Below are 22,610 nucleotides of genomic sequence, written 5' to 3'. Positions count from 1 at the left end.
GGAGACGGGCACTCGGGGTTGCAGGGGTCAGCGAGTGGCGCGGTTGACCGCCGAAACCACGGCCTTCAGCGAGGCAGTGAGAATGTTGGCATCCCGGCCGACACCCCAGAACACCTCGTCGCCGACCTCGCACTCGACGTACGCCGCCGCCAGCGCGTCACCGCCGGCCGAGAGCGCGTGCTCGTGGTAGTCCAGCACCCGGACGTCGTACTTCAGCGGCTGCAGCGCGTCCACGAACGCCGACACCGGGCCGTTGCCCTCGCCGACCAGCTCGTGCGGTACGCCGTCGGCGTACACCTGGACGCGGAGCTGGTCGCCGTGCCCCTCGCCGGACGTCGAGTTGACGCTCAGCAGCGAGAGCTTGCCCGGCGCCAGGTACTCGGCCGCGAAGATGTCCCACATCACCTGCGGGCCGACCTCGCCGCCCTCGGTGTCGGTGTGCTGCTGGATCACCCGGCTGAACTCGATCTGCAGCCGGCGCGGCAGGTCGAGCCGGTGCTCCGACTTCATGATGTACGCGACGCCGCCCTTGCCGGACTGCGAGTTGACCCGGATCACGGCCTCGTACGACCGGCCGACGTCCTTCGGGTCGATCGGCAGGTACGGCGCCTCCCAGGCGATCTCGCCGACCGGCCGGCCCTCGGCCGCGGCCTGCTTGTCGAGCGCCTCCAGGCCCTTCTTGATCGCGTCCTGGTGCGACCCGGAGAAGGCGGTGTAGACCAGGTCACCGGCGTACGGCTGGCGCTCCGGGACGCGCATCTGCGTGCAGTACTCGACCGTACGGCGGATCTCGTCGATGTCGGCGAAGTCGATCTGCGGGTCGATGCCCTGGCTGAACAGGTTCATCCCCAGCGTCACCAGGTCGACGTTGCCGGTCCGCTCGCCGTGGCCGAACAGGCAGCCCTCGACGCGGTCGGCGCCGGCCATCAGCGCCAGCTCGGTCGCGGCCACCGCCGTACCGCGGTCGTTGTGCGGGTGCAGGCTGATCGTGCTGTGCTCACGGCGGGTCAGGTTCCGGCCGAACCACTCGATCTGGTCGGCGTACACGTTCGGGGTGCACATCTCGACGGTGGCCGGCAGGTTCAGGATGATCTCGCGGCCCTCAGCGGGCTGCCAGACGTCGCTGACCGCCTCGCACACCTCGAGCGCGAACTCCAGTTCGGTGCCGGTGAAGATCTCCGGGCTGTACTGGTAGCCGAACTCGCAGTCGCCGAGGATCTCGTCGGCGTACTTCATCACGGTCTCGGTGCCCCGTACGGCGATGTTGCGGCACTCGGCCTTGTCGACGTTGAAGACCACCCGGCGGAACAGCGGCGCGGTCGCGTTGTACAGGTGGATGGTCGCCTTCGGCGAGCCCTGCAGCGACTGCACGGTGCGCTCGATCAGCTCCTCACGGGCCTGGGTCAGCACCGAGATCGTCACGTCGTCCGGGATCACGTCGTCCTCGATCAGGCTCCGGACGAAGTCGAAGTCGTACTGGCTGGCGCTCGGGAAACCGACCTCGATCTCCTTGTAGCCCATCTTCACCAGCAGGTCGAACATCCGCCGCTTGCGGGCCGGCGACATCGGCTCGACCAGCGCCTGGTTGCCGTCCCGGAGGTCGGTGGACAGCCAGCGCGGGGTCCGGTCGACGGACTTGGCCGGCCAGGTGCGGTCCGGCAGCTCGATCGGCGGGAACGGGCGGTACCGGTGGATCGGCATACCGGACGACTGCTGGACGGGCTTGGGCTGGTTCTTCGGTGCCACGGGGTTCTCCTCGCGAGTACGGGTGTCGTGCGGGACGACCGGCGTACGACAGAACTCCGCGGCGAGGAAACCGGCCTGGGTCAGGCCTCGCCGCGGCAGCGAAGGAGGAGAAGCTGGTGCCGAATGATGCAGCCGAGTTTATGCACACCTCCCCCACCCCGTCGAACCGGGGGTCTCACCCGCCGAGACACGCAGCGTGACGTTCCTTGCCTTCAAGCGCGCTTGAGTTCATACAGTGGCGGCATGACAGAAACTCTGCTCGACCGGGTCGGTACGCACGGGCTCGCGGCGCTGGTGACGATCAAGCGGGACGGGCGGCCGCAGCTGTCCAATGTCACCTATGTGTTCGACGGCACCCGGATCCGGGTCTCGCTCACCGACGATCGCGCGAAGACCAGGAACCTCCGCCGCGACCCACGCGCGAGCCTGTACATCAACGGGCCACGTGGGCGCTCATACCTTGTGCTGGAAGGGAAGGCCGAGCTCAGTGCGGTTGCGGCGGACCCGCACGACGAGGTCGTCGAGGACCTGGTCGACTACTACCGGACCGCGTCCGGCGAGCACCCGGACTGGGACGAGTACCGCGCCGTGATGGTGCGGGACAACCGGCTGATGTTCTCGATGACGGTCGACCACGCGTACGGAATGCCGGCCCCCAGATAAACCAGATGCGGGAACCGAGCGTTCCGGTGGACGCTGGGGGCGTGAAGATCACCCAACTGTCCCCCGACGACGAGGTCGGATGCGCAGAGGCCGTGGCCGTGGACTCGGCCGGCTGGAAGCTGGACTGCCCTGAGTTCGTCCAGCACACCCCGCGGACCTTCGCGAACATGCTGCGCTACGGCTGGGACCTGGAGCCCGCGCAGGCCTACCTGGCCCGCGAGGGCGACACCCCCGTCGGTGTGCTCACGGTCAACGTCCCGCAGTACGAGAACACCAACCAGACCTGGCTCGACGTCAAGGTGCACCCGGACCACCGGGGCCGCGGGATCGGCTCCACACTGATCGAGTACGGCGAACAGGTCACCCGCGACCTCGGCCGGACGACGACCGGCCTCGGCGGGCTCGACCTGCCCAAGGCCGAGGCCTTCGCCCAGCGGCACCGGTACGAGCAGAAGGCCGTCGAGGTGAACCGCCGCCAGGACCTGGCCGGCCTCGACTGGGGCCTCGTCCAGCGGATGTACGACGAGTCGCTGGCCGCGGCGTCGGCGTACGAGCTGGTCAAGCTGACCGGGCCGCTGCCGGAGGAGCTGCTCGAGGACATGGTCGCGGTGACCGAGTCGATCAACGACGCGCCGAAGGACGACCTCGACCTGGAGGACGACGTCTACAGCCCGGAGCGGCTGCGGGCGTACGAGGAGGCGCAGGCGAAGAGCGAGCGCACCGTCTACCGGGTGATCGCCCGGCGGAAGGACACCGGCGATCTGGCCGGCCATACGGTGATCGCCGTCGAGCGCGAACGCCCGTACATCGGCGAGCAGCACGACACTGCGGTCTCCCGGGACCACCGCGGCCACCGCCTGGGCGCGCTGCTCAAGTCCGGCATGCTGCTCTGGCTGCGCGCGGCGGAGCCGGCGCTGACCCAGATCGACACCTGGAACGCCGAGTCCAACAACCACATGATCGGGATCAACGAGGCGCTCAACTACCACATCGTCGCCCGCATCCTGAACTACCAGAAGAACCTCTGAGACAGACCGGGGGCGCCGCGTCGAGCGGCGCCCCCGGGCTCTGCACTACTGCGGGATCACTCGCCCACGAGCTGGTTCCAGTGCCCGGTGACCGAGAAGATGCCGGTACCCGGGACGGTGCCGCCAGGGATCCGGCCGTAGGACGTGATCGCGGTCTTCGAGCCGTTGAACTTGCTCATCGCGTACTGGTAGACCGAGTCGGTGTCGTTGTCGAAACCGGTCACCAGCGTGCCGCCCTTGGTACCACACTCCATGGCGGCCAGGGACTCGTACGCCGCGAAGCCCGTGCTCCGGACCAGCTTCAGGATCGGCTTGGTCGAGGCCGCGGCCGGGATCCGGACCGTCCAGAGCGCGCCTGCCTTCGTGGTCATCAGCAGCGTGTCGTAGGTCGGGTTCTCGGAAATCACGGTCATCGCCTTGAAGCCCTTGAAGCCCGCGAAGTGTCCGAGCGCCCGGAAGGTGGCGCCCGACGCCGCGTAGCGGTACAGGCTGCCGTTGGTGCTCAGCCCGTACAGGTACGACCGGTTCGGCGCGGTGATCGCGTAGTTCGACGTCACGAGCTGGGTGAAGCTGGTCCAGCCGGAGCCGATCCGCGCGTACGTCGGCCGCGCGTTGTCGGTGTCGAAGTAGGTGACGCCGCGGTACAGCGTGCCGTTCTGCACGAACAGGCCGTGGTAGTAGAAGTGCGCGTCGGTCTGCACGCCGTACCACGCCGTGTTGAGACGGGTGCCGGCGAACGGGAACTCGGCGTACCACTGACCGCGCGGCGGCCTGCCCGGCGTCACCAGGACGTCGTTGATCCCCGGCTTCGGGGTGTTGAAGCCCACGTCCTGGTTGCATCCCCCGGAGGCGAGCTTGGTGTTCGGCGTGGTCTTCAGGTTGCCCTTGGCCGGATGCGCGATCGCGGGCGTCGGGTCGGACCGGACGGCGGCGGTCGCCGGGCCGGCGGCGGCCGTGGCGGCGAGCATGCCGACCCCGGCCAGGGCGAGCGCGAAGCGCTGCAGTTTCATCGTGGGACTCCCCCTCAGGAGACGAACAACCTCGATGGGCCTCGAGATCGTGCGCGCGAGCATAATGCGCGCGGGGGCAGGACGCGCCGCGATTGCACCTTGTTGCAACGTTCCAGGCTAGACCGCTGACACGATCGTTACCTTCATCTCGTTCGACAGCGTGAAGCCGAGCGAGTTGTAGAGCCGGATGGCGCTGGCGTTCGTGCCACCGGTGTGCAGGAACGGGTGCCGGCCGGTCGCCGTGATCTCCGCGGCGACCGCCCGGATCAGCCGGGTCGCGAGGCCCTCGCCGCGGGCCGACGGGTGCGTGCAGACCGCGCTGATCTCGACGTACCCGGGCAGGCTGAACCGGGTGCCGGCCATCGCGATCAGCTCGCCGCCGCGGCGGATGCCGAGGTACGTCCCCAGCTCGATCGTGCGGCTGCGGAACGGGCCCGGGTCGGTCAGTGCGACCAGCGCCAGCATGTCCGGTACGTCGTCCACGCCGAGCAGGACCGCCTCCGGGTCCGCCGCGGGCAGGTCGTCCGGCGCGGTGAACTGGACCAGGTCGAACACCCTGTCGATCTTGATCCCGTCCGGGACCTCGAACTCGGGCCGCATCATCGCGGCCGATCCGCCGGCCCGCAGCAGCTCGGTCGCGTCCATCCAGTCGGCGTCGGTGAGTACGTCGGGCAGCCCGAGGAAGGGCGCGACCGCGGCCGGGTAGCGGCGGGCGTTGCCGGACACCTCGGCGAAGGACGCGTGCGGGCCGGTCAGGGCGCCGTACACCGGATTCTGCAGGATCATCAGAACCCCAGTTTGCGCAGGTTCTTGGCGTCTGTCTGCCAGTTTTTCGCGATCTTCACGTGCAGATCGAGGTACACCGGCGTACCGAGCAAGGCCTCGATCTGTTTGCGGGCGGCCGCGCCGACCTCGCGCAGCCGGGCGCCCTTGTGGCCGATCACGATGCCCTTCTGGCTCTCCCGCTCGAGGAAGATGTTCGCGTACACGTCCAGCAGCGGCTTGTCCGCCGGGCGGTCCTCGCGCAGGTTCATCTCGTCGATGGTGACCGCGATCGAGTGCGGCAGCTCGTCCCGGACGCCTTCGAGCGCGGCCTCGCGGATCAGCTCGGCGACGAGCGTCTCCTCGGGCTCGTCGGTGATGTCGCCGTCCGGGTACAGCGGGAAGCCCTCGGGCAGCAGCTTGACGAGCTCGTCCGCGACCAGGTCCACCTGGAACCCGGACGTCGCCGAGACCGGGATCACCGCGGCCCACTCGATCCCGGCCGACTCGCCCAGCGCCGCGATCTCGGCGAGGTGCTCGACCATCCGGTCCGGCGCGACCAGGTCGGCCTTGGTGGCGAGTGCGACCTTCGGGGTATTCGCGACCTTGGCCGCCTCGCCGACCAGGAACCGGTCGCCAGGGCCGATCTTGTCACTGGCCGGCAGGCAGACCGCGATCACGTCGACCTCGGCCCAGGTGGTCTTGACCAGATCGTTCAGCCGCTCACCGAGCAGCGTGCGCGGCTTGTGCAGACCGGGCGTGTCGACCAGGATCAGCTGCGCGTCCTCGCGGTGCACGATTCCGCGCACCGCGTGCCGGGTGGTCTGCGGCTTCGACGACGTGATCACGATCTTCTTCCCCACCAAGGCGTTGGTGAGGGTGGACTTGCCCGCGTTCGGCCGGCCGACGAAACATGCGAAGCCGGACTTGAAGTGCTCAGGTGTTGACGACATCGCGGACCTCTCCGGTGCCTTGCGCAAGTACTACGGGAATGTTGGCGCCGGCGAAGTGCCGTACGACGTTCACGTCCGGGGCCTCGCCGTCGGTGACCACCGCGGCAGCCTCCAGGCCCTTCACGCCCGAGGCGAGCGCCATCGCGACCGCCAGCTGCAGCGCGGTCAGCTCGACGGTGTCGAGCGCCACGGTGCAGGCGGCGTACGTCCGCCCGTCGGAGTCCCGTACGGCGGCGCCTTCCAGTGCACGGGTACGGGCGCGCGCGGCGCGAGCCAGCGTGACGAGTTTGGCGTCCTCGGCGGACAGGTCAGACAAAAGTACTCCTCAGGCGATCAGGCGTGCTGGTGGTTCTGGTCGTGCGGCGCGGGGGTTGGCTCCTCGCGCCGTACGAGAACCGTACCTACCTGGTTCCGGCGGCCGGACGGGCGCTCCGCGGTCAGCGACAGGCCCTCGATCGCGACCTCCGCCCCGGGGATCGGCACCTTGCCGAGCAGTTTCGCCATCAGCCCGCCGACGGTGTCCACGTCGTCGTCGTCCAGCGGTACGCCGAACAGCTCGCCGAGCTCGTCGATCGGCAGCCGGCTGGAGACCCGGTACGCGCCGTCGGACAGCTGCTGCACCGAGTCCGGGTCCTCGTCGTACTCGTCGGTGATCTCGCCGACGATCTCCTCCAGGATGTCCTCGATCGCGACCAGGCCGGCGGTGCCGCCGTACTCGTCGACGACGATCGCCAGGTGCATCCGGGCGGCCTGCATCTCGCGGAGCAGCTCGTCGGCGGGCTTGGAGTCCGGGACGTACATGCACGGCCGCATCACCGACTCGACCCGCTCGGTCGACTCGGACTGGGCGTTGTCGTACACCCGGCGCATCACGTCCTTGAGATAGACGACACCGACGATGTCGTCCAGGGACTCGCCGATCACCGGGATCCGCGAGTACCCCGAGCGCAGCGCCAGCGAGGTGAGCTGGCGGAGCTTCTTCTGCTTCTCGATGAACACCATGTCGGTCCGCGGCACCATCACCTCGCGGACGATCGTGTCGCCGAGCTCGAACACCGAGTGGATCATCTGCCGCTCGCCGGACTCGATCACGGCGGACTTCTCCGCGTAGTCGACCAGCGCGCGCAGCTCCGCCTCGGTCGCGAACGGGCCCTCGGCGAATCCCTTGCCCGGGGTGAGTGCGTTGCCGATCAGGATCAGGAACTTCGGCAGCGGCCCGAGGATCCGGGTCAGCGCCATCACCGGGCCGGCCGAGATGATCGCGAACCGGTCCGAGTGCTGCCGGCCGAGCGTCCGCGGCGCGACGCCGATGATCACGTACGACACCAGCACCATCACCACCGCGGTGATCAGGATGTGCTCCCAGGTCACCGACAGGACGCCGGACAGCGCCTGGGTCACCAGGACGATCGCGGTGATCTCGCAGATCAGCCGGAGCAGGAGCAGCGAGTTCAGGTACCGCGGGGCGTCGGAGAGCAGGTCCCGCAGCCGGACCGCGCGCAGGTTGCCCTGCTCGACCTGCTCGTTCGCCCGCACCTTCGAGTACGACGACAGCGCCGCCTCCGCACCGGCGAACAGCCCGGCCAGCAGAACGAGCACCGCAGCCACAACCAGCAGAACCAGGTCGTGGGAAGTCATCGGATTATCACGCCTCTAGCCGATTACCAGGGGCGCGCCATGCTTCCAGCAGGCGGCCCTGGACGTCCCACATCTCGGCTTTCTCGGCGGGTTCCGCGTGGTCGTACCCGAGCAGGTGCAGGATGCCGTGCACGGTCAGCAGCTCCAGCTCGGCCCACGTGCCGTGGCCGGCCTTCGCGCCCTGGGCGGCGGCCACCGTCGGGCAGAGGGCGATGTCGCCCAGGTGCCCGAGCGGCAGGTCCTCGTCCGCCTCGCCGTCCGAACCCGGCCGCAGCTCGTCCATCGGCCACGACATCACGTCGGTCGGACCCGGCAGGTCCAGGAACTCGACGTGATACCGCGCCATGGTGTCCTCGTCGACCAGCTTGATCGACAGCTCACACTCCGGGTGCAGCCGCAGCGACGACATCACGAACCGGCTGAGCCGCATCAGTCCGTGCGCGTCGATCTCCACGCCGGACTCGTTGTTGACCTCGACGTTCATCGGTGGGAATCAGCACTGCCTTCGTAGTTTTCGTACGCCGACACGATCCGGCCGACCAGCTTGTGCCGCACCACGTCATGCGATGTCAACCGGCAGAATGCCAGATCCTGCACCCCTTCGAGAATTTCCTGCACGACCCGCAGGCCGGATTTCGTCCCGTTCGGCAGGTCGACCTGGGTCACGTCGCCGGTGACCACCATCTTCGAACCGAAGCCGAGCCGGGTGAGGAACATCTTCATCTGCTCCGGCGAGGTGTTCTGCGCCTCGTCCAGAATGATGTAGGCGTCGTTCAGCGTCCGGCCGCGCATGTAGGCCAGCGGCGCGATCTCGATCGTGCCGGCGGTCATCAGCCGCGGGATGGACTCCGGGTCGAGCATGTCGTGCAGTGCGTCGTACAGCGGCCGCAGGTACGGGTCGATCTTCTCCGACAGGGTGCCGGGCAGGAAGCCGAGCCGCTCACCGGCCTCGACGGCCGGCCGGGTCAGGATGATCCGGTTGACCTCCTTGGCCTGCAGCGCCTGGACCGCCTTGGCCACCGCCAGGTAGGTCTTGCCGGTACCGGCCGGGCCGATGCCGAAGACGATCGTGTTCTTGTCGATCGCGTCGACGTACCGCTTCTGGTTCAGCGTCTTCGGCCGGATGGTGCGGCCGCGGCTGGACAGGATGTTCTGGGTCAGCACGTCGGCCGGGCTCTCGGCCGTCGCCTGCTTGATCATCGCGATACTGCGCTCGACGGAGTCGGCGGTCAGCCCGTGCCCGGTCCGGATCACCGCGATCAGCTCGTCGATCAGCCGTTCCGCGAGGGCCAGTTCGGCGGGCTCACCGACCAGCGTGATCTCGTTGCCGCGGACCATGATGTCGGCGGCGAACTCCTTCTCGATGATGCGGAGGAACTCGTCCCGGGCTCCGAGCAGGGCCACCATGTCGATGCTGTTCGGCACGACGATCTTGTGGGACGCCTGCGTGGCGGTCGCCGCACCGTTGCGGTGCGCTTCCGGTTCGATACTGCGTGGCCTGGACAGGCTCTTCCTCCTGAGTACTGGTGATGTGAGTCTCCATGCTAGCCGTCCCCGCCGACAGCCTCACGTGTAATTCCCCGGGTGACGCTCAGGTTGTCATCAGAACCGGCTGTGGTGTTGTCAACCTGGGACGGAGTCTTGGCGTCGTCTTTTCGTGGCACAACCGGCCGTGGTGTACGAAGAGTGCGTGACACATGAGTCCTCGTGGAGTGCAGACGAGGCGCTGACGGCTGTCTACACCGCGCACTACACGTCGCTCGTCCGCCTCGGCGCGCTGCTGCTGCGCGACACCGGCACGGCCGAGGAGATCGTGCAGGACGCGTTCGTCGCGATGCACGGCCGCTGGAACCGGCTGCGCGATCCGCACAAGGCGCTCGCGTACCTGCGGACCGCGGTGGTGAACCGCTGCCGGTCCCGTCAGCGCCACCTCGTCGTGGTGGACAAGCACACCCCGAAGTCGCTGCCCGACGAACCGAGCGCCGAGCAGGCGGTACTGCGGACCGAGGAGACCGACCGGGTCGTCGAAGCGATGCGGACCCTGCCGGAGAAGCAACGCACCGTGATGGTGCTGCGGTACTACGGTGACCTGTCGGAGGCGGAGATCGCCGACACGATGGGCATCAGCCGGGGCTCCGTGAAGAGCCACGCCGCGCGCGCGACCAAGTCGCTGCGCCAGCTCCTGGAGCAGAACGTATGAACGACAACTCTCACGACCCGTTCGACGAGCTGATGCGGCGGGCACTCCACGAGGAGGCCGACCGGATCGAGCCGGCCGACGCGCTGCTGGAGATCCGCAACCGCGCGCACGCCCAGCGCCCGTCCTCGCACCGCCCCTGGTTCCTGACCGCCGGCGTCGCCGCGGTCGGCACCGCCGCCGCGATCGGCGCGTTCACCGTCTTCACCAACACCGAGAACACCGCGAACGACGGTGACGCGGTCGCCGGCCAACGCACCACCACCTCCGCCCTGCCGGCGACCCAGACCCCCACGGTCCTCACTGCCTCCCCGATGCCCACGCAGGCCCCGAGGACCCGCGGCGTACCGGAGACGTCGGTGCGCGACATGGTCGTCCCGGTCTACTGGCTCGGCACCCAGGTGGGAGCGCAGAAGAAGACGTCCGCGCGGCTGTACCGCACCTGGGCGAAGGTCAGCGGTCACCCGGCGGAGCAGGCGGTCCGGATCATGACCACGAAGAACCCGAACGACCCGGACTACTACTCGGTCTGGCGCGGCGCCGCGGTGAACACGGTGACCCGCGACGACGACGAGGTGACGGTCGACTTCAAGCAGCTGCCGAAGGCGACGCTCGACGAGGATGTGGCACGGGTCGCGGCGCAGCAGCTGGTCTACACGGTCCAGGGCGCGCTGAAGGACGACCAGACCCCGATCCGCGTCACGCAGAACGGCCAGGCGGTGCAGCAGCTGTTCGGTCAGATCGACGCCAGCTCGCCGCTGAACCGGGCGCTGGCCTCCGACGTGCAGGCACTCGTGTGGATCGACTCGCCGACCCAGGACCAGGCGCTGACGCCGAAGGTCACGGTGCAGGGTGTCGCGGCCGCGTTCGAGGCGACGGTCAACTACCAGGCGACGAACCTGAAGACCCGTGAGGTCCGGAAGAGTCACACGAACACCAAGCAGGGTCAGGCGTTCTCGCCGTACTCGTTCCAGCTGACGCTGAGCCCGGGACCGTGGCAGATCAGCGTGTACCTCGTGTCCCCCGCCGACGGCACGGTCACCGACACCGACAGCAAGGCCATCCTGGTGAAGTAGGTCAGTCGGCGTCGCGGTCGATGGTGGCGGTGAGGAGGCCGGGGAAGGCCGCGTCGAACTCGGGGCGGCGGAGGCGGTTCAGGCGGCGGGCGCCTTCGTCGCGTTGCTCGATCAGGCCGGCGGAGCGCAGTACGGCGAAGTGGTGGCTGGCGGTCGCCTTCTTGACCGGGAGGTCGAACGTGCCGCAGGCGCGGGTCCAGTCGTCGTGGGCGGCGAGGTCGCGGAGGATCGAACGGCGGACCGGGTCGGCGAGGGCGTCGAGGGCGGACTGCAGGGTCACCTCGACCGGGTCGACGTGCGTGAGCGTGCGGGCTCTGGCGGTTTCGACGGCCATGGGTTCAGTCCTCGCGTGTTCGGCTGCTGTCTAACAGGTTATCGCCAGCGCGACGGCGCGAGCAGCGCGGCGGCAGCGGCGACGCCGGCCGTCGAGGTGCGCAATACCGTGTCGCCGAGGCGGATCGGGGTGGTGGCGAAGGCGTCCAGTTCCGCCGGGGCGATACCGCCCTCGGGGCCGATCACCAGCACGATGTCGCCGGCCGGCGGGGTCGTGAGGGAGGCCAGCGGGACGGTGGCCTCCTCGTGCAGTACGACGGGGAGCGCCGCGGCGCCGAGGAGCTTCGCGACGTCGGCCGTGGTGGCCAGCGGGGCGACCTCGGCGAACCAGGTGCGGCGGGACTGCTTGCTCGCCTCGAACGCCCAGGCCCGCCATTTCGCGAGCATCTTCTCGACCCGCTCCGGGTTCGCCCGGAACTGACTGCGCTCCGCGTTCCACGGCACGATCACGTCGACGCCGACCTCGGTCAACATCTCTACGGCGAGCTCGGCCCGCTCTCCCTTGGGCACCGCCTGCACCACGACCACCCGCGGGTCGTACGCCGGCGTACTCCCCCGCTCGTCCACAGCCACCGTCACACCGGCCTTGGACGCGGCGACCACAGGCCCTTCGGCCCAGTCCCCACGCCCGTCCGTCAGCCGCATCCGCTCCCCCGGCCCGATCCGCCGTACGACGGCCGCATGCCGCCCTTCGGGTCCGTCCAGCACGAGCTCATCCCCGTCGAGCCCGGCCCGGAAGAAGACCGCAACACCCACCGACCACACCTCCACGCACACCGCCGCCACCACCACCACACTCTCACGACCCGCCCGCCCGGGGTTGCCCCCTCAGCTGGAGGGTTGCCCTGCCAAATTCTCAGGGGGCAACCCTCCAGCTCAGAGGGCACCCCCTGAAGTGGAGGGTTCGCCCAAGCGGGAGCGGCGGGGCCGGCCCGGTGCGCGCCGGTGGCGGGTGTGGGTGTGGGTGTGGGTGTGGGTCAGTGCGCGCCGAAGGCGTCGCGGAGGCGGCCGAAGACGCCCTTGTGGGTGGCCTGAACCTGGCCCTGGGGGCGTTCCTCGTCGCGCGCCACGGCGAGCTGGCGGAGCAGGTCGGCCTGGGCGTCGTCGAGCCGGGTGGGGGTCTCGACGATCACCTGGACGATCAGGTCACCGCGCCCGGCGTGCCGCAGCCGGGGTACGCCGCGCGCCGTCAGCGTCTGCGTCGTCCCGGACTGCGTTCCGGGCCGGACCTCCAGCGGCGTGGTCTCGCCCTCCAGCGTCGGCAGGTCGATCGTGGTACCGAGCGCGGCCGCCGTCATCGGCAGCGTGACCGTGCAGTGCAGGTCGTCGCCGTTCCGGGTGAAGATCTCGTGCGGCTCGACCTCGATCTCGACGTACAGGTCGCCCGCCGGGCCGCCGCCGGGGCCGACCTCGCCCTGACCGGACAGCTGCACCCGCGTCCCGCTGTCGACGCCGCCGGGGATCTTCACGGTGACGGTACGCCGGGAGCGCACCCGCCCGTCGCCGGAGCACTCGACACACGGGTTCGGGATCGTCGTACCGTAGCCGCGGCAGTTCGGGCAGGGGCGCATCGTCCGCACCTCGCCGAGGAACGACCGCTGCGTGTGCGTCACCTCGCCGCGCCCGTGGCAGATCTCGCAGGTGACCGGCTCGGACCCGGCCGCCGCGCCGGACCCGCTACAGGTCGGGCACAGTACGGCGGTGTCGACCTTGAGCTCCCGCGTCGTACCGAAGGCCGCCTCGGCCAGGTCGATCCGGAGCGGGATCAGCGCGTCCTGACCGCGCCGGGTCCGCGGCCGCGGCCCGCGGGTCGCGCCGCCGGTCTGCCCGAAGAACGCGTCCATGATGTCGGTGAACGTGAACGCCTGCCCGAAGCCCGCGGCACCGCCCGGCCCGCCGGCCGCGGAGGCGAACGGGTCGCCGCCGAGGTCGTGCAGCTGCCGCTTCTGCGGGTCGCTGAGCACCTGGAACGCGCGCCCGATCTCCTGGAACTTCTGGTGCGCGTCCTCGGAGTCGTTCACGTCCGGGTGGTACTGGCGCGCCAGCTTGCGGTACGCCTTCTTGATCTCGTCCGGTGACGCGTCACGGCTGACACCTAGGACGGCGTAGTAATCGGTGCTCATACTCCAGACCAGGGGGTTGTAATCGTCATGATTCAGCCAGGATCTGGCTGACATAGCGCGCGACGGCGCGTACGGCGCCCATCGTGCTGGGGTAGTCCATGTGGGTCGGCCCGACGATGCCCAGCGTCGCCAGCACCTCCGACTTCGGCCCGTACCCGGTCGCGACCACCGACGTGGTGGCCAGCTCCTCGAACGGGTTCTCGTGACCGATCCGGACGGTCAGCGTCTGCGGGTTGGTCGCCTCGCCGAGCAGCTTGAGCAGGATCACGTGCTCCTCGAGCGCCTCCAGCACCGGCTTCACGTTCCGCTCGAAGTCGTCGCCGTACCGGGTCAGGTTGGCGGCGCCGCCGACCGCGATCCGCTGCTCGCCGACCTCGTCGGTGAACGCCTCGAACAGCGTGGTGACGATCGACGAGACCAGCGCGCGGTCCGTCGGCGCGAACAGCTCGGGCAGGCCGGCCAGCGTCGTCGCCGCGTCGGTCAGTCGCTGACCGGCGAGCGTGGTGTTCAGCCGGGACCGCAGGTCCGCGGTCAGCTGCTCGTCGACGTCGTGCGGATGCTCGACGATCCGCTGCTCGACCCGGCCGTTGCTGGTGATCAGCACCAGCAGCAGCCGGCGCGGGGTCATCGTGACGACCTCGATGTGCCGCACGCTCGACCGGTTGAGCGACGGGTACTGCACGATGGCGACCTGGCGGGTGATCTGGGCGAGCAGCCGCACGGTCCGCCGGACCACGTCGTCCAGGTCGACCGCACCGGCCAGGAACGACGTGATCGCCTTCTTCTCCGCCACCGACAGCGTCTTGACCGTACTCAGCTTGTCGACGAACAGCCGGTAGCCCGCGTCGGTCGGGATCCGGCCGGCGCTGGTGTGCGGCTGGGTGATGTACCCCTCCTCCTCCAGCGCCGCCATGTCGTTACGCACGGTGGCCGGTGAGACACCGAGGTTGTGCCGGTCGACCAGTGCCTTCGACCCGATCGGCTCGTGGGTCGCGACGTAGTCCTCGACGATGGCGCGGAGCACATCCAGCTTGCGGTCGTCCAGCACGCGCACCACCCTTTCAGACCCTTGGCACTCAGTCGTTCAGAGTGCCAGTCTAGGCGGTCCCGGGCGCGGCTCCCAACGGAACGGGCGCCGGACGCGTCACGGTACTGGCCACATCGAGCGGCTGATCCTGTACGGCGGAGTCGATGAACGACTCCAGTACGTCGAGCACGTGGTACGCCAACTCCCCCGACGCGCGGTGCGGCTCGCCGGTGCGCAACGCCCGGGCCATGTCCGCGACACCGACCCCGCGGCCGGCCCCGGCGTACCCGCCAGCGACCGGCACCTCGGTCCACTCGCGCTGCTCCGGGGTGACGATCTCGACAGTCCCGTCGAACCCGTTCGGATCCGGTACGGACAGGCTGCCGTCCGTCCCGTGGACCTCGATCCGGGGCAGCCGCCCGGCCCACACGTCGAACGACATCAGCACGGTGGTCAGCGCGCCGGACTCGTGCTCCAGTACGCCGGTGACGTGCGTCGGCACCTCCACGTCGAACACGGTCCCGGCGCGGGGGCCGGTGTGGACCTTCCGCTGCTGCTTCGCCCGGCCCGCGCGGGCGGTGACCCGGACGACCGGCCCGAGCAGTGTGACCAGGCTGGTGACGTAGTACGGGCCCATGTCGAGGACCGGGCCGCCGCCGGGCTTGTAGTAGAACTCGGGCGCCGGGTGCCACAGTTCGTGGCCGGGGGTGACCATGAACGCGGTCGCGGCGTGCGGCGTACCGATGTCGCCGCGGTCGATCACCGCACGCGCCGTCTGCGTACCGGTGCCGAGGACCGTGTCCGGCGCACAGCCGATCCGCAGGTCGTTGGCGGCGGCGTACTTCAGCAGTGGCTCCGCCTCGGCGCGGTCCATCGCCAGCGGCTTCTCGCCGTACACGTGCTTGCCCGCCGCCAGTGCGGCCTGGTGCACGGCGGCGTGGGCCGCCGGGATGGTGAGGTTGAGGACGATGTCCACGTCGTCGGCGGCGTACAGCTCGTCCGGCGACAGCGCGCGGATGGCCGGGTTCTGGTCCGCGATCGCCTGCGCGCGCGAGACGTCCAGGTCCGCGACGGCGACCACGTCGACGCCGGGCAGCTTGGCCAGGTGGTCCAGGTACGTGCCGGAGATGACGCCCGTACCGACGATGCCGATTCCCGTCACTTGCTCGCCCACAGCAGCCCCCGCTCGATGATCGTCCTGACCTCAGGCGTCTCCAGGTCGTCCAGCTTGTGGCCGACCGTGCAGACGAACACCTTGCCCTCACCCCAGGTCCGGGTCCAGATCGCCGGCATCACGGCGCCCTCGATCCACGGGTAGTCCGGGTGCGACTCGAACGTGGTGGTGGCCAGCACGTTGTTGGTCGGGTCGGCGTGCACGTAGTACTGCTCGGTGTGGACGTCGAAGTGCTTGATGCCTTCGACAATCGGGTGGTCGGCAATGATGTCGACGCGATAGTCGGTGAAGCCGTGCGGGTGCGAGATGAACTGCCCACCGGTGATGAAGCTGTAGTCGACGTTCTTGCGGAACGAGTCCGCGATCCCGCCGTGCCATCCGGCGAACCCGGTACCGCGCCGGATCGCCGCCTCCAGGCCCTTGAAGTGGTCGTTCTCGATCTCGCTCATCGTCACGCACTGCACGACGAGGTCGACGCCGTCCAGGTCGAGATAGGCCGCGGTGGTGTCCGAGACCGTCACCTCGTAGCCGTTCTCCTTCAGGTACGGGATGAACAGGTCGGTCGCCTCGACCGGCGAGTGCCCCTCCCAGCCACCCCGGACCACAACCGCACGTCGTGTCGTCACACCGGCCACCCTTCGAAAGTTTCGGAGTTCCGTTCGGAACACTTGCGACCTTAAGTCGAAGGGAGAGGGCTTGCCAACCACTACTCTCAAGGCATGGGCTGGAAGTTCTGGAAGCGGTCGAATCCGATGGATCCGCAGGAGATGCTGGCGCGCGGGCACGCCCAGCCGAACAGCTTTCCCGAGCGCCCGCAGGACACCCTGCCGGTGGGGTCGTTCGGGCTGACGGTCGAGGACGTGTTCTCGATCACCGGGCGCGGGACCGTGGTCACCGGGCAGGTGCGGACCGGGACCGTGTCGGTCGGCGAGCAGGTGATGATCAGCCGCGCCGGGCAGCCGCTGGCGCAGGTCGAGGTGACCGGGGTCGAGATGTTCCGCAAGATCATGCGGACCGCCAAGGCCGGCGACAACGTCGGGCTGCTGCTCCGCGGCGTCAAGCGGGACCAGGTCGCCAGGGGCGATGTGCTCAGCAAGTAATGTCGAGCGCATGAGTTGGACGGAACTCGGCGACCGTACGTGGGTCCGCCGGTACGACGAATGGGACCTCAACGTCGGCTTGGTCGCCGGCGCCGACGGCGCGCTGGTGATCGACACCCGCGCGACCACCGCGGAGGCCGAACAGCTCCGCGACCACATCCGTGAACTCACCGACCTCCCGGTGAAGTGGGTCGTCAACACCCACGCCCACTTCGACCACGTGAACGGCAACGGCGTCTTCGAGGGCGCCGAGGTCTTCCTGCACGAGAACGCCGCCGCTGAGGAGAACCTCGCCGGTACGACGTTCGCGGCCGCGAAGGTGATCGACCTCGGCGACCGCCGCGTCGAGCTGCTGTGGGTCGGCAACGCGCACACGTCCGGCGACACCGTGGTCGCGGTACCGGACGTCGAGGTGTTCTTCGTCGGCGACCTGCTCGAGGAGTCGGCGCCGCCGTCGTACGGCGCGGACTCGTTCCCGCTGGAGTGGCCGGACACGATCCAGGCCGTGGTCGGGATGATGCCGCCGACCGTGCGGATCGTCCCGGGGCACGGTGCCGTCGTCGACCTGGAGTTCGCGCACGACCAGGCGATCGAGCTGGGCAGGGTCGCGAACCTGATCTCGTCCCTGCACCACGCCGGCACCTCGCTGGACGACGCCCTGCGGAGCACCGAGGACTGGCCCTGGCCGGTCGAGAAGCTCCAGGACGCGATCCGCCGCGGCTACGCCGTACTCGGCACCCCGCAACGCCCGAGTCTCCCGTTGCTCGGCCCTGGATAAGCCCTTTCCGTTGACATCGGGTCGCTGTTCCCGCAATTTGTTCGGAACGGACTTCGCCCGACCGGATGGGGTGGGACCTATGGCCATACAGACCGTTCATCCCGACGGACGCGTCGAGCTGACAGATTCCGAAGCACTCCGAGGCAGTCCGTACGCGAACGCCGAGTTGGCGCCGACGCGGCTGCCCGAGCGGACCTGGACGACCTACAACTACGCCGCCCTGTGGATGGGGATGGCGCACAACATCCCGAGCTACCTGCTCGCGTCCGGGCTGGTCGCGCTCGGGATGAACTGGCTGCAGGCGTTCCTCACGATCACCCTCGGGAACCTGATCGTCCTGGTCCCGCTGTTGCTGAACAGCCACGCGGGCACGAAGTACGGCATCCCGTTCCCGGTCTTCGCACGGGCGTTCTACGGGGTCCGCGGCGCGAACTTCCCGGCGCTGCTCCGGGCGTTCATCGCCTGCGGCTGGTTCGGGATCCAGACCTGGATCGGCGGCCAGGCGATCTTCGTGATCGTCGGCGAGCTGTTCGGCAAGGGCTGGACCGAGGCGTCCGCAGTCGGCGGCCACCCGTGGACGATGTGGCTGAGCTTCCTGTTCTTCTGGGCCCTGCAGATGGTGCTGATCTTCCGCGGCATCGAGGGCCTGCGCCGGTTCGAGAACTGGGCCGCGCCGCTGGTCACGATCGCGTTCGTGGCGCTGATGGTGGCGATCCTGGTGAAGGCCGGCGGCTTCGGGCCGATCCTGTCGCAGCCGTCGAAGCTCGGCTGGGGACCGGACTTCTGGAAGATCTTCGCGCCGTCGCTGATGGGCATGATCGCGTTCTGGGCGACGCTGTCGCTGAACATGCCGGACTTCACCCGGTTCGGGAAGGGCCAGCGCGCGCAGGTGTGGGGCCAGGTGATCGGCCTGCCGACCACGATGTCGTTCATCGCGCTGGTCTCGATCATCACCACGTCGGGCACCGTGGTGCTGTACGGCTCGGCGATCTGGGACCCGGTCGAGCTCACCCGCCGGTTCCAGAACCCGGTGATCGTCACGATCGGCCTGATCATGGCGATCCTCGCGACGATGTCCTGCAACGTCGCGGCGAACGTGGTGAGTCCGTCGTACGACTTCGCGAACGCGTTGCCGCGCTGGCTGAACTTCCGCACCGCGGGCCTGCTCACCGGTGTGGTCGGGATCGTCATCCAGCCGTGGCGGCTGATCTCGGACCCGTCGATCTACATCTTCGTGTGGCTGTCGTTCTACGGCGGTCTGCTGGCGTCGGTGGCCGGCGTACTGATCGCCGGGTACTGGCTGCTCGACCGGACGAACCTGCAGCTCGCGGACCTCTACAAGGTGGACGGCCGGTACTGGTACTCGGCCGGCTGGAACTGGCGTGGCGTGGTCGCGACCCTGCTCGGCTCGGTGCTCGCGGTCGGCGGCGCGTACTCGAACCCAGGCGCCGGCCCGTTCCCGCAGAACGGCCTCATCCCGTTCCTCAAACCCCTGTACGACTACTCCTGGGCGGTCGGTCTGGCGGTCGGATTCCTGGCGTACCTCGTCCTCACACTGACGGCGCCGAACCGCCAGTCGACGGCCACGCACGCGGCTCCTACTTATTAGAGTTGGCGCGTGGCCGACAGGTATGGGAACGACGTACTCGCGGGTGACTGGCGCAAGCCCAAGAACGGGCGGACCGTCGAGGTCGAGATCGAGAAGGGGATGGTCGTCGAGGAGCCCAGCTCCGGGTTCGTCGGGGCGATCGTGCGCTGGGAGCACGGCGTCGTCGACCTCGAGGACCGGCACGGCAAGATCCGGACGTACCCGCTCGGGCCGGGGTTCTGGCTGGACGGCAAACCGGTCAGCCTGAAGCCGCCGAAGAAGGCCGGCCCGGCGAAGAAGACCCGGACCGCGTCCGGTTCGGTGGCCGTCGACAACGTCCGCGCCAAGGTCGCCCGGGCCGGCCGGATCTACGTCGAGGGCCGGCACGACGCCGAGCTCGTCGAGAAGGTCTGGGGCGACGACCTGCGGATCGAGGGCGTCGTGGTCGAGTACCTCGAAGGCGTCGACGACCTGGTCGAGATCGTCAACCGGTTCCAGCCCGGCCCCGGCCGGCGGCTCGGCGTCCTCGTCGACCACCTGGTCGAGGGCTCGAAGGAATCGAAGATCGCGGCGCAGGTCAGCAACCGCTACGTCCTCGTCGTCGGGCACCCGTTCATCGACATCTGGGAGGCGGTCAAGCCGGCGTCGGTCGGGATCAAGGCGTGGCCGCGGATCCCGCACGGGCAGGACTGGAAGAAGGGCGTGCTGCAGTCGTTCGGCTGGCCGGCCACCGACCAGGCCGACGTCGCCGCGGCCTGGAAGCACATCCTGTCCAAGGTGAACAGCTTCGCCGACCTCGACCCGTCGCTGCTCGGCCGGGTCGAGGAACTCATCGACTTCGTGACTCTGGACTGATCGGCGGCATCCGCGTCTCCAGCCACGCGCGGATGCGCCGGCGGGTCCGGCGGACGTACCAGGTGATGGCGCCGAGGACGGCGCTGAGGGCCAGGATCGCGCCGGCGAGTACGGCGGCGATCAGCCGGAGCGGGCCGACCGCGGCGGCGACCACCAGCAGCACGATCCCCAGCGCGGCTGTTGCCAGGGGCAACCATGGCTCGAAGACCGGCGGCCGTTGCGCGGGCGTCAGCTTGGCACCGCGCACGGTCCGCTCCCACACGGCCTCCCGGGCCGGCTCGGTGAACCAGCGCGCGGTCCGCAGCAGCCACGAGCCGGGCTGGTGCTTCCGCCCGGCGGTCGCCTTCACCCAGTCGCCGACCTGCGGGCCGAGTCCGCCGGACACGTCGACCATCCGGTCCGCGAGGCCCTTCGTGATCGCGCGGCCCTCCGGTGACGCGTTCAGTTCGTCCCGCATCGTCAGCAGCGCGCCCATCCCGGCGTCGACCGGGAAGTCGCGGGCCAGCCGCTCGATCCGCTCGGAGACCGCGTCCAGCTGCCAGCCCTCGGCCTGCAGCACCTGGTGCTGGGTCTCGCGGATCCAGTCCGCGTCGGCGCCGAGCATCGCGCCGAGGTGCGCGACACAGTGCAGCCGGCCCATCAGCCAGTCCCACCGCCGCCAGTCCGCGGCACCGAACGCACCGAAGTGGCCGACCTGGCTGCCGTACAGGATGCGGTCGTTGAGCTCGTTCGCGATCGACCCTTCCTGCAGGTCGTCGAGCACCGCGAGCGGGATGTCCGGCCCGAGCCGGAGGAACTGGAACGGCGCGCTGCGCTGCTCCGGTGTCCGCGCCGACGTACACCGGGACACGATCTCGACGTCGAGCGCGAGGTCCACCAGTTCCTGGCCGACACTCTTGGTCAGCGCCGCGAACGTGTCGCCGAGCGTGCGCTGGACCTGCAACTGCTCGAAGATGTCGTTCAGCCCGACCGCGACCGCCTCCGCACCGCCGGCCGGGCGCAGGTCGAGGTGCGCGGCCGCCAGCTGTACGTCGAGGGCGTCGCGGACCGCCTGCACCTTCAGCAGACAGTCGCTCGCCGCGGTCAGCCGCTTCTCCAGCCCGGGTCGTTCCGCGCGCCCCGACGCGCTGATCTCGGTCCGCAGCGAGCGCAGGATCAGCCGGACGATCCGTTCCGCCGAGCCGGTCCCCCACAGCCAGACCGGCTTTCCGTCGGCGTCCTCGTGCAGCGCGGTCGTCGACCCGTCCGGCGCGGGCACCCACGGGTGTTCGGTCCGCAGTACCTCGTCGATCTCGGACTCCGACAGGGCGGTCGCCGCGTCCAGGACGGTCGACTGGTCGTGGCTCGCGATCGTCACGGCCTCCCACACCCCGCCGGCCGCACGGCCCCGCGAGTACGCCGGTTGCAGCGCGGTGGCGGCCGCCCGTAGCCGGGTCCGCTCGTCCGGTTGCTCCAGGCAACGATCGAAGAGCCGCTGGGTGTCGGACCAGGACGCGTCCGCCTCCAGCAGCAGGCGTTCGAGCTGCTCGACGTCCGACCGGAAGTCCACCTCGCGCGGGAACTGCACCGCGGACAGCGCGGACACCCGCCAGCTCGGCTCCTTCGCCGCGGGCAGCGCCGTCGACGCGTGCCCGATCCCGGCGGACGGTACGACGTACAGCACGTAGCGGGTCGCCTTGCTGGTGACCGGGCGGCGGGCGACGACGTCGAGCACCGGGCCGAACGGCGCGTTGTCGAGTACGCCGCCGTCGATCAGCCAGGCGCCGGCCTCGGCCGGACCGGGACGCATCCGCGGCGGCTGGGCGGCCAGCTCGGGCGTCTCGAGTACCGGGCCGAACGCGGCCGGGAACGACGCGGACGCCCGCGCCGCGCGCGCCAGCAGCTCGGTGTCCTTCAGCCCGTTCTTGTCCTCGGTGACGAACTTCCGCTTCGCCCCGTCGTACGTCGGCGCGTCCTCGCTGGTGAAGCCGTACAGATACCGATGGTCCGGTACGACGAACGCCTGGCCGGCCGCGTCCTTCGCCTCGAACTGCTGCACGCCCAGCCCGGACGCGGTCACGAACAACGTCACCGGCTCCTCGGCGGCGCTCTCGCCCGCGTCGGCGACGTCCTTCAGCAGCCCCTCGACCTGTTTCAGGAAGTACTTGCCGTCCAGCACCGACGGCGACTTCACGCCCGCGGACGGGACCAGCTTGCCGACGTCGAGCGACCCGAGCGCGACCCACTTCTGCCGCAGCCACGGTCCGTTCTCGCTGTCCGGGTCGAGGGTCGACCCGTTCGCGATCGCGGTCGCCAGCAAGGACCCGTTCAGCCCGCCGGCGCTCGTCCCCGCGATCACGTCCACGACGACCCGCCGCTGCTCGTCGCCCCGCCGGCACAACTCCCGCCACCGGTCCGCGATCACCGCGTCGTACCGCTGCGGACCCGGCACCCCGGACCCGCCGGACGCCCGCCGGATCAGATCCAGCTCGTGCGTCACGCCCCCCATCCAGACCGCCAGACTGACACCCCCGTTCAGTACCAGAGCAATCCGGATCTCGTGGTCACTCATCCGCCGCG

The 22,610-nt window shown here is 69.5% G+C and carries 23 protein-coding genes; 8 read left to right on the top strand and 15 right to left on the bottom strand.

The window, feature by feature from the left end; translation table 11 throughout:
* Positions 1-27 precede the first annotated feature (27 nt).
* Positions 28-1,701: a 2-isopropylmalate synthase gene (gene leuA / locus ACFV9C_RS24730; RefSeq protein ID WP_380197617.1), complete on the bottom strand. Its 1,674-nt coding sequence runs from the start codon at positions 1,699-1,701 to the stop codon at positions 28-30.
* 288 nt (positions 1,702-1,989) lie between these two features.
* On the opposite strand from leuA, the gene ACFV9C_RS24725 reads away from it, so the two are divergent.
* Positions 1,990-2,409, top strand: coding sequence for a PPOX class F420-dependent oxidoreductase (locus tag ACFV9C_RS24725; protein ID WP_380197120.1), 420 nt, complete (start codon positions 1,990-1,992; stop codon positions 2,407-2,409).
* A 41-nt stretch (positions 2,410-2,450) separates the two neighbouring features.
* On the top strand, positions 2,451-3,437 hold the full coding sequence (locus ACFV9C_RS24720; protein ID WP_380197118.1) for a GNAT family N-acetyltransferase: 987 nt from the start codon (positions 2,451-2,453) through the stop codon (positions 3,435-3,437).
* Between the two features lie 56 nt (positions 3,438-3,493).
* Here ACFV9C_RS24720 and ACFV9C_RS24715 read toward each other — a convergent pair whose 3' ends face one another.
* The 7 genes from ACFV9C_RS24715 to ACFV9C_RS24685 all read right to left on the bottom strand — a co-directional run bounded on the left by ACFV9C_RS24715 (position 3,494) and on the right by ACFV9C_RS24685 (position 9,207).
* A complete protein-coding gene (locus tag ACFV9C_RS24715; protein ID WP_380197116.1) occupies positions 3,494-4,447 on the bottom strand; it encodes a hypothetical protein in 954 nt (317 codons plus the stop codon).
* Positions 4,448-4,564: 117 nt separating this feature from the next.
* Positions 4,565-5,233 (bottom strand): GNAT family N-acetyltransferase, encoded by a 669-nt coding sequence (locus ACFV9C_RS24710; RefSeq protein WP_380197114.1) that lies wholly within the window; start codon positions 5,231-5,233, stop codon positions 4,565-4,567.
* Positions 5,233-6,162 (bottom strand): GTPase Era, encoded by a 930-nt coding sequence (era, locus tag ACFV9C_RS24705; RefSeq protein ID WP_380197112.1) that lies wholly within the window; start codon positions 6,160-6,162, stop codon positions 5,233-5,235. Before era ends, ACFV9C_RS24710 begins: the two co-directional genes overlap by 1 nt.
* Positions 6,146-6,478: a cytidine deaminase gene (locus ACFV9C_RS24700; protein WP_380197110.1), complete on the bottom strand. Its 333-nt coding sequence runs from the start codon at positions 6,476-6,478 to the stop codon at positions 6,146-6,148. The genes era and ACFV9C_RS24700 overlap by 17 nt, the downstream gene beginning before the upstream one ends.
* Before the next feature lie 17 nt (positions 6,479-6,495).
* Complete coding sequence (locus ACFV9C_RS24695; RefSeq protein ID WP_380197109.1) at positions 6,496-7,800, bottom strand: hemolysin family protein; 1,305 nt, start codon at positions 7,798-7,800, stop codon at positions 6,496-6,498.
* 7 nt (positions 7,801-7,807) lie between these two features.
* Positions 7,808-8,284 carry an rRNA maturation RNase YbeY gene (gene ybeY / locus ACFV9C_RS24690; protein ID WP_380197107.1) on the bottom strand — a complete coding sequence of 159 codons (477 nt, stop codon included), beginning with the start codon at positions 8,282-8,284 and terminating at the stop codon, positions 7,808-7,810.
* Positions 8,281-9,207: a PhoH family protein gene (locus ACFV9C_RS24685; protein ID WP_380197614.1), complete on the bottom strand. Its 927-nt coding sequence runs from the start codon at positions 9,205-9,207 to the stop codon at positions 8,281-8,283. Before ACFV9C_RS24685 ends, ybeY begins: the two co-directional genes overlap by 4 nt.
* A gap of 283 nt (positions 9,208-9,490) precedes the next feature.
* Between ACFV9C_RS24685 and ACFV9C_RS24680 the strand changes: the two genes are divergently transcribed.
* Both ACFV9C_RS24680 and ACFV9C_RS24675 read left to right on the top strand, forming a co-directional pair.
* Positions 9,491-10,000: a SigE family RNA polymerase sigma factor gene (locus ACFV9C_RS24680; protein ID WP_380197105.1), complete on the top strand. Its 510-nt coding sequence runs from the start codon at positions 9,491-9,493 to the stop codon at positions 9,998-10,000.
* A complete protein-coding gene (locus ACFV9C_RS24675) occupies positions 9,997-11,073 on the top strand; it encodes a Gmad2 immunoglobulin-like domain-containing protein (RefSeq protein ID WP_380197104.1) in 1,077 nt (358 codons plus the stop codon). Before ACFV9C_RS24680 ends, ACFV9C_RS24675 begins: the two co-directional genes overlap by 4 nt.
* A gap of 1 nt (position 11,074) precedes the next feature.
* Here the strand turns inward: ACFV9C_RS24675 and ACFV9C_RS24670 are convergent, their stop codons facing one another.
* The 6 genes from ACFV9C_RS24670 to ACFV9C_RS24645 form a co-directional block, all read right to left on the bottom strand.
* A complete protein-coding gene (locus ACFV9C_RS24670; protein WP_380197102.1) occupies positions 11,075-11,407 on the bottom strand; it encodes an ArsR/SmtB family transcription factor in 333 nt (110 codons plus the stop codon).
* Between the two features lie 38 nt (positions 11,408-11,445).
* The gene (locus ACFV9C_RS24665) at positions 11,446-12,162 is read right to left on the bottom strand and encodes a 16S rRNA (uracil(1498)-N(3))-methyltransferase (RefSeq protein WP_380197101.1); all 717 of its coding nucleotides are present in this window, start codon (positions 12,160-12,162) and stop codon (positions 11,446-11,448) included.
* A 221-nt stretch (positions 12,163-12,383) separates the two neighbouring features.
* Positions 12,384-13,529: a molecular chaperone DnaJ gene (gene dnaJ / locus ACFV9C_RS24660; RefSeq protein ID WP_380197099.1), complete on the bottom strand. Its 1,146-nt coding sequence runs from the start codon at positions 13,527-13,529 to the stop codon at positions 12,384-12,386.
* Positions 13,530-13,554: 25 nt separating this feature from the next.
* Positions 13,555-14,577 carry a heat-inducible transcriptional repressor HrcA gene (hrcA, locus tag ACFV9C_RS24655; protein WP_380197097.1) on the bottom strand — a complete coding sequence of 341 codons (1,023 nt, stop codon included), beginning with the start codon at positions 14,575-14,577 and terminating at the stop codon, positions 13,555-13,557.
* 49 nt (positions 14,578-14,626) lie between these two features.
* Positions 14,627-15,730: a Gfo/Idh/MocA family protein gene (locus ACFV9C_RS24650; RefSeq protein ID WP_380197095.1), complete on the bottom strand. Its 1,104-nt coding sequence runs from the start codon at positions 15,728-15,730 to the stop codon at positions 14,627-14,629.
* Positions 15,715-16,356, bottom strand: a complete 642-nt coding sequence (locus ACFV9C_RS24645; RefSeq protein ID WP_380197093.1) for a ThuA domain-containing protein — start codon at positions 16,354-16,356, stop codon at positions 15,715-15,717. The genes ACFV9C_RS24650 and ACFV9C_RS24645 overlap by 16 nt, the downstream gene beginning before the upstream one ends.
* A gap of 93 nt (positions 16,357-16,449) precedes the next feature.
* On the opposite strand from ACFV9C_RS24645, the gene ACFV9C_RS24640 reads away from it, so the two are divergent.
* The 4 genes from ACFV9C_RS24640 to ACFV9C_RS24625 all read left to right on the top strand — a co-directional run bounded on the left by ACFV9C_RS24640 (position 16,450) and on the right by ACFV9C_RS24625 (position 20,051).
* Positions 16,450-16,830, top strand: a complete 381-nt coding sequence (locus ACFV9C_RS24640; protein ID WP_380197091.1) for an EF-Tu/IF-2/RF-3 family GTPase — start codon at positions 16,450-16,452, stop codon at positions 16,828-16,830.
* Between the two features lie 10 nt (positions 16,831-16,840).
* Positions 16,841-17,608 (top strand): MBL fold metallo-hydrolase, encoded by a 768-nt coding sequence (locus tag ACFV9C_RS24635; protein WP_380197089.1) that lies wholly within the window; start codon positions 16,841-16,843, stop codon positions 17,606-17,608.
* Between the two features lie 79 nt (positions 17,609-17,687).
* On the top strand, positions 17,688-19,217 hold the full coding sequence (locus tag ACFV9C_RS24630; RefSeq protein ID WP_380197087.1) for an NCS1 family nucleobase:cation symporter-1: 1,530 nt from the start codon (positions 17,688-17,690) through the stop codon (positions 19,215-19,217).
* A gap of 9 nt (positions 19,218-19,226) precedes the next feature.
* Complete coding sequence (locus ACFV9C_RS24625; protein WP_380197085.1) at positions 19,227-20,051, top strand: DUF3097 domain-containing protein; 825 nt, start codon at positions 19,227-19,229, stop codon at positions 20,049-20,051.
* Here the strand turns inward: ACFV9C_RS24625 and ACFV9C_RS24620 are convergent.
* Positions 20,026-22,602 carry a DUF3376 domain-containing protein gene (locus ACFV9C_RS24620; RefSeq protein ID WP_380197083.1) on the bottom strand — a complete coding sequence of 859 codons (2,577 nt, stop codon included), beginning with the start codon at positions 22,600-22,602 and terminating at the stop codon, positions 20,026-20,028. The two genes, ACFV9C_RS24625 and ACFV9C_RS24620, sit on opposite strands and share 26 nt — an antisense overlap.
* Positions 22,603-22,610: the final 8 nt, after the last annotated feature.

The organism is Kribbella sp. NPDC059898, from assembly GCF_042730855.1.
Classification (GTDB): Bacteria; Actinomycetota; Actinomycetes; order Propionibacteriales; family Kribbellaceae; genus Kribbella.
The sequence above is the reverse complement of the archived record's forward strand: the minus strand, read 5'-3'. Positions and strand labels throughout refer to the sequence as shown.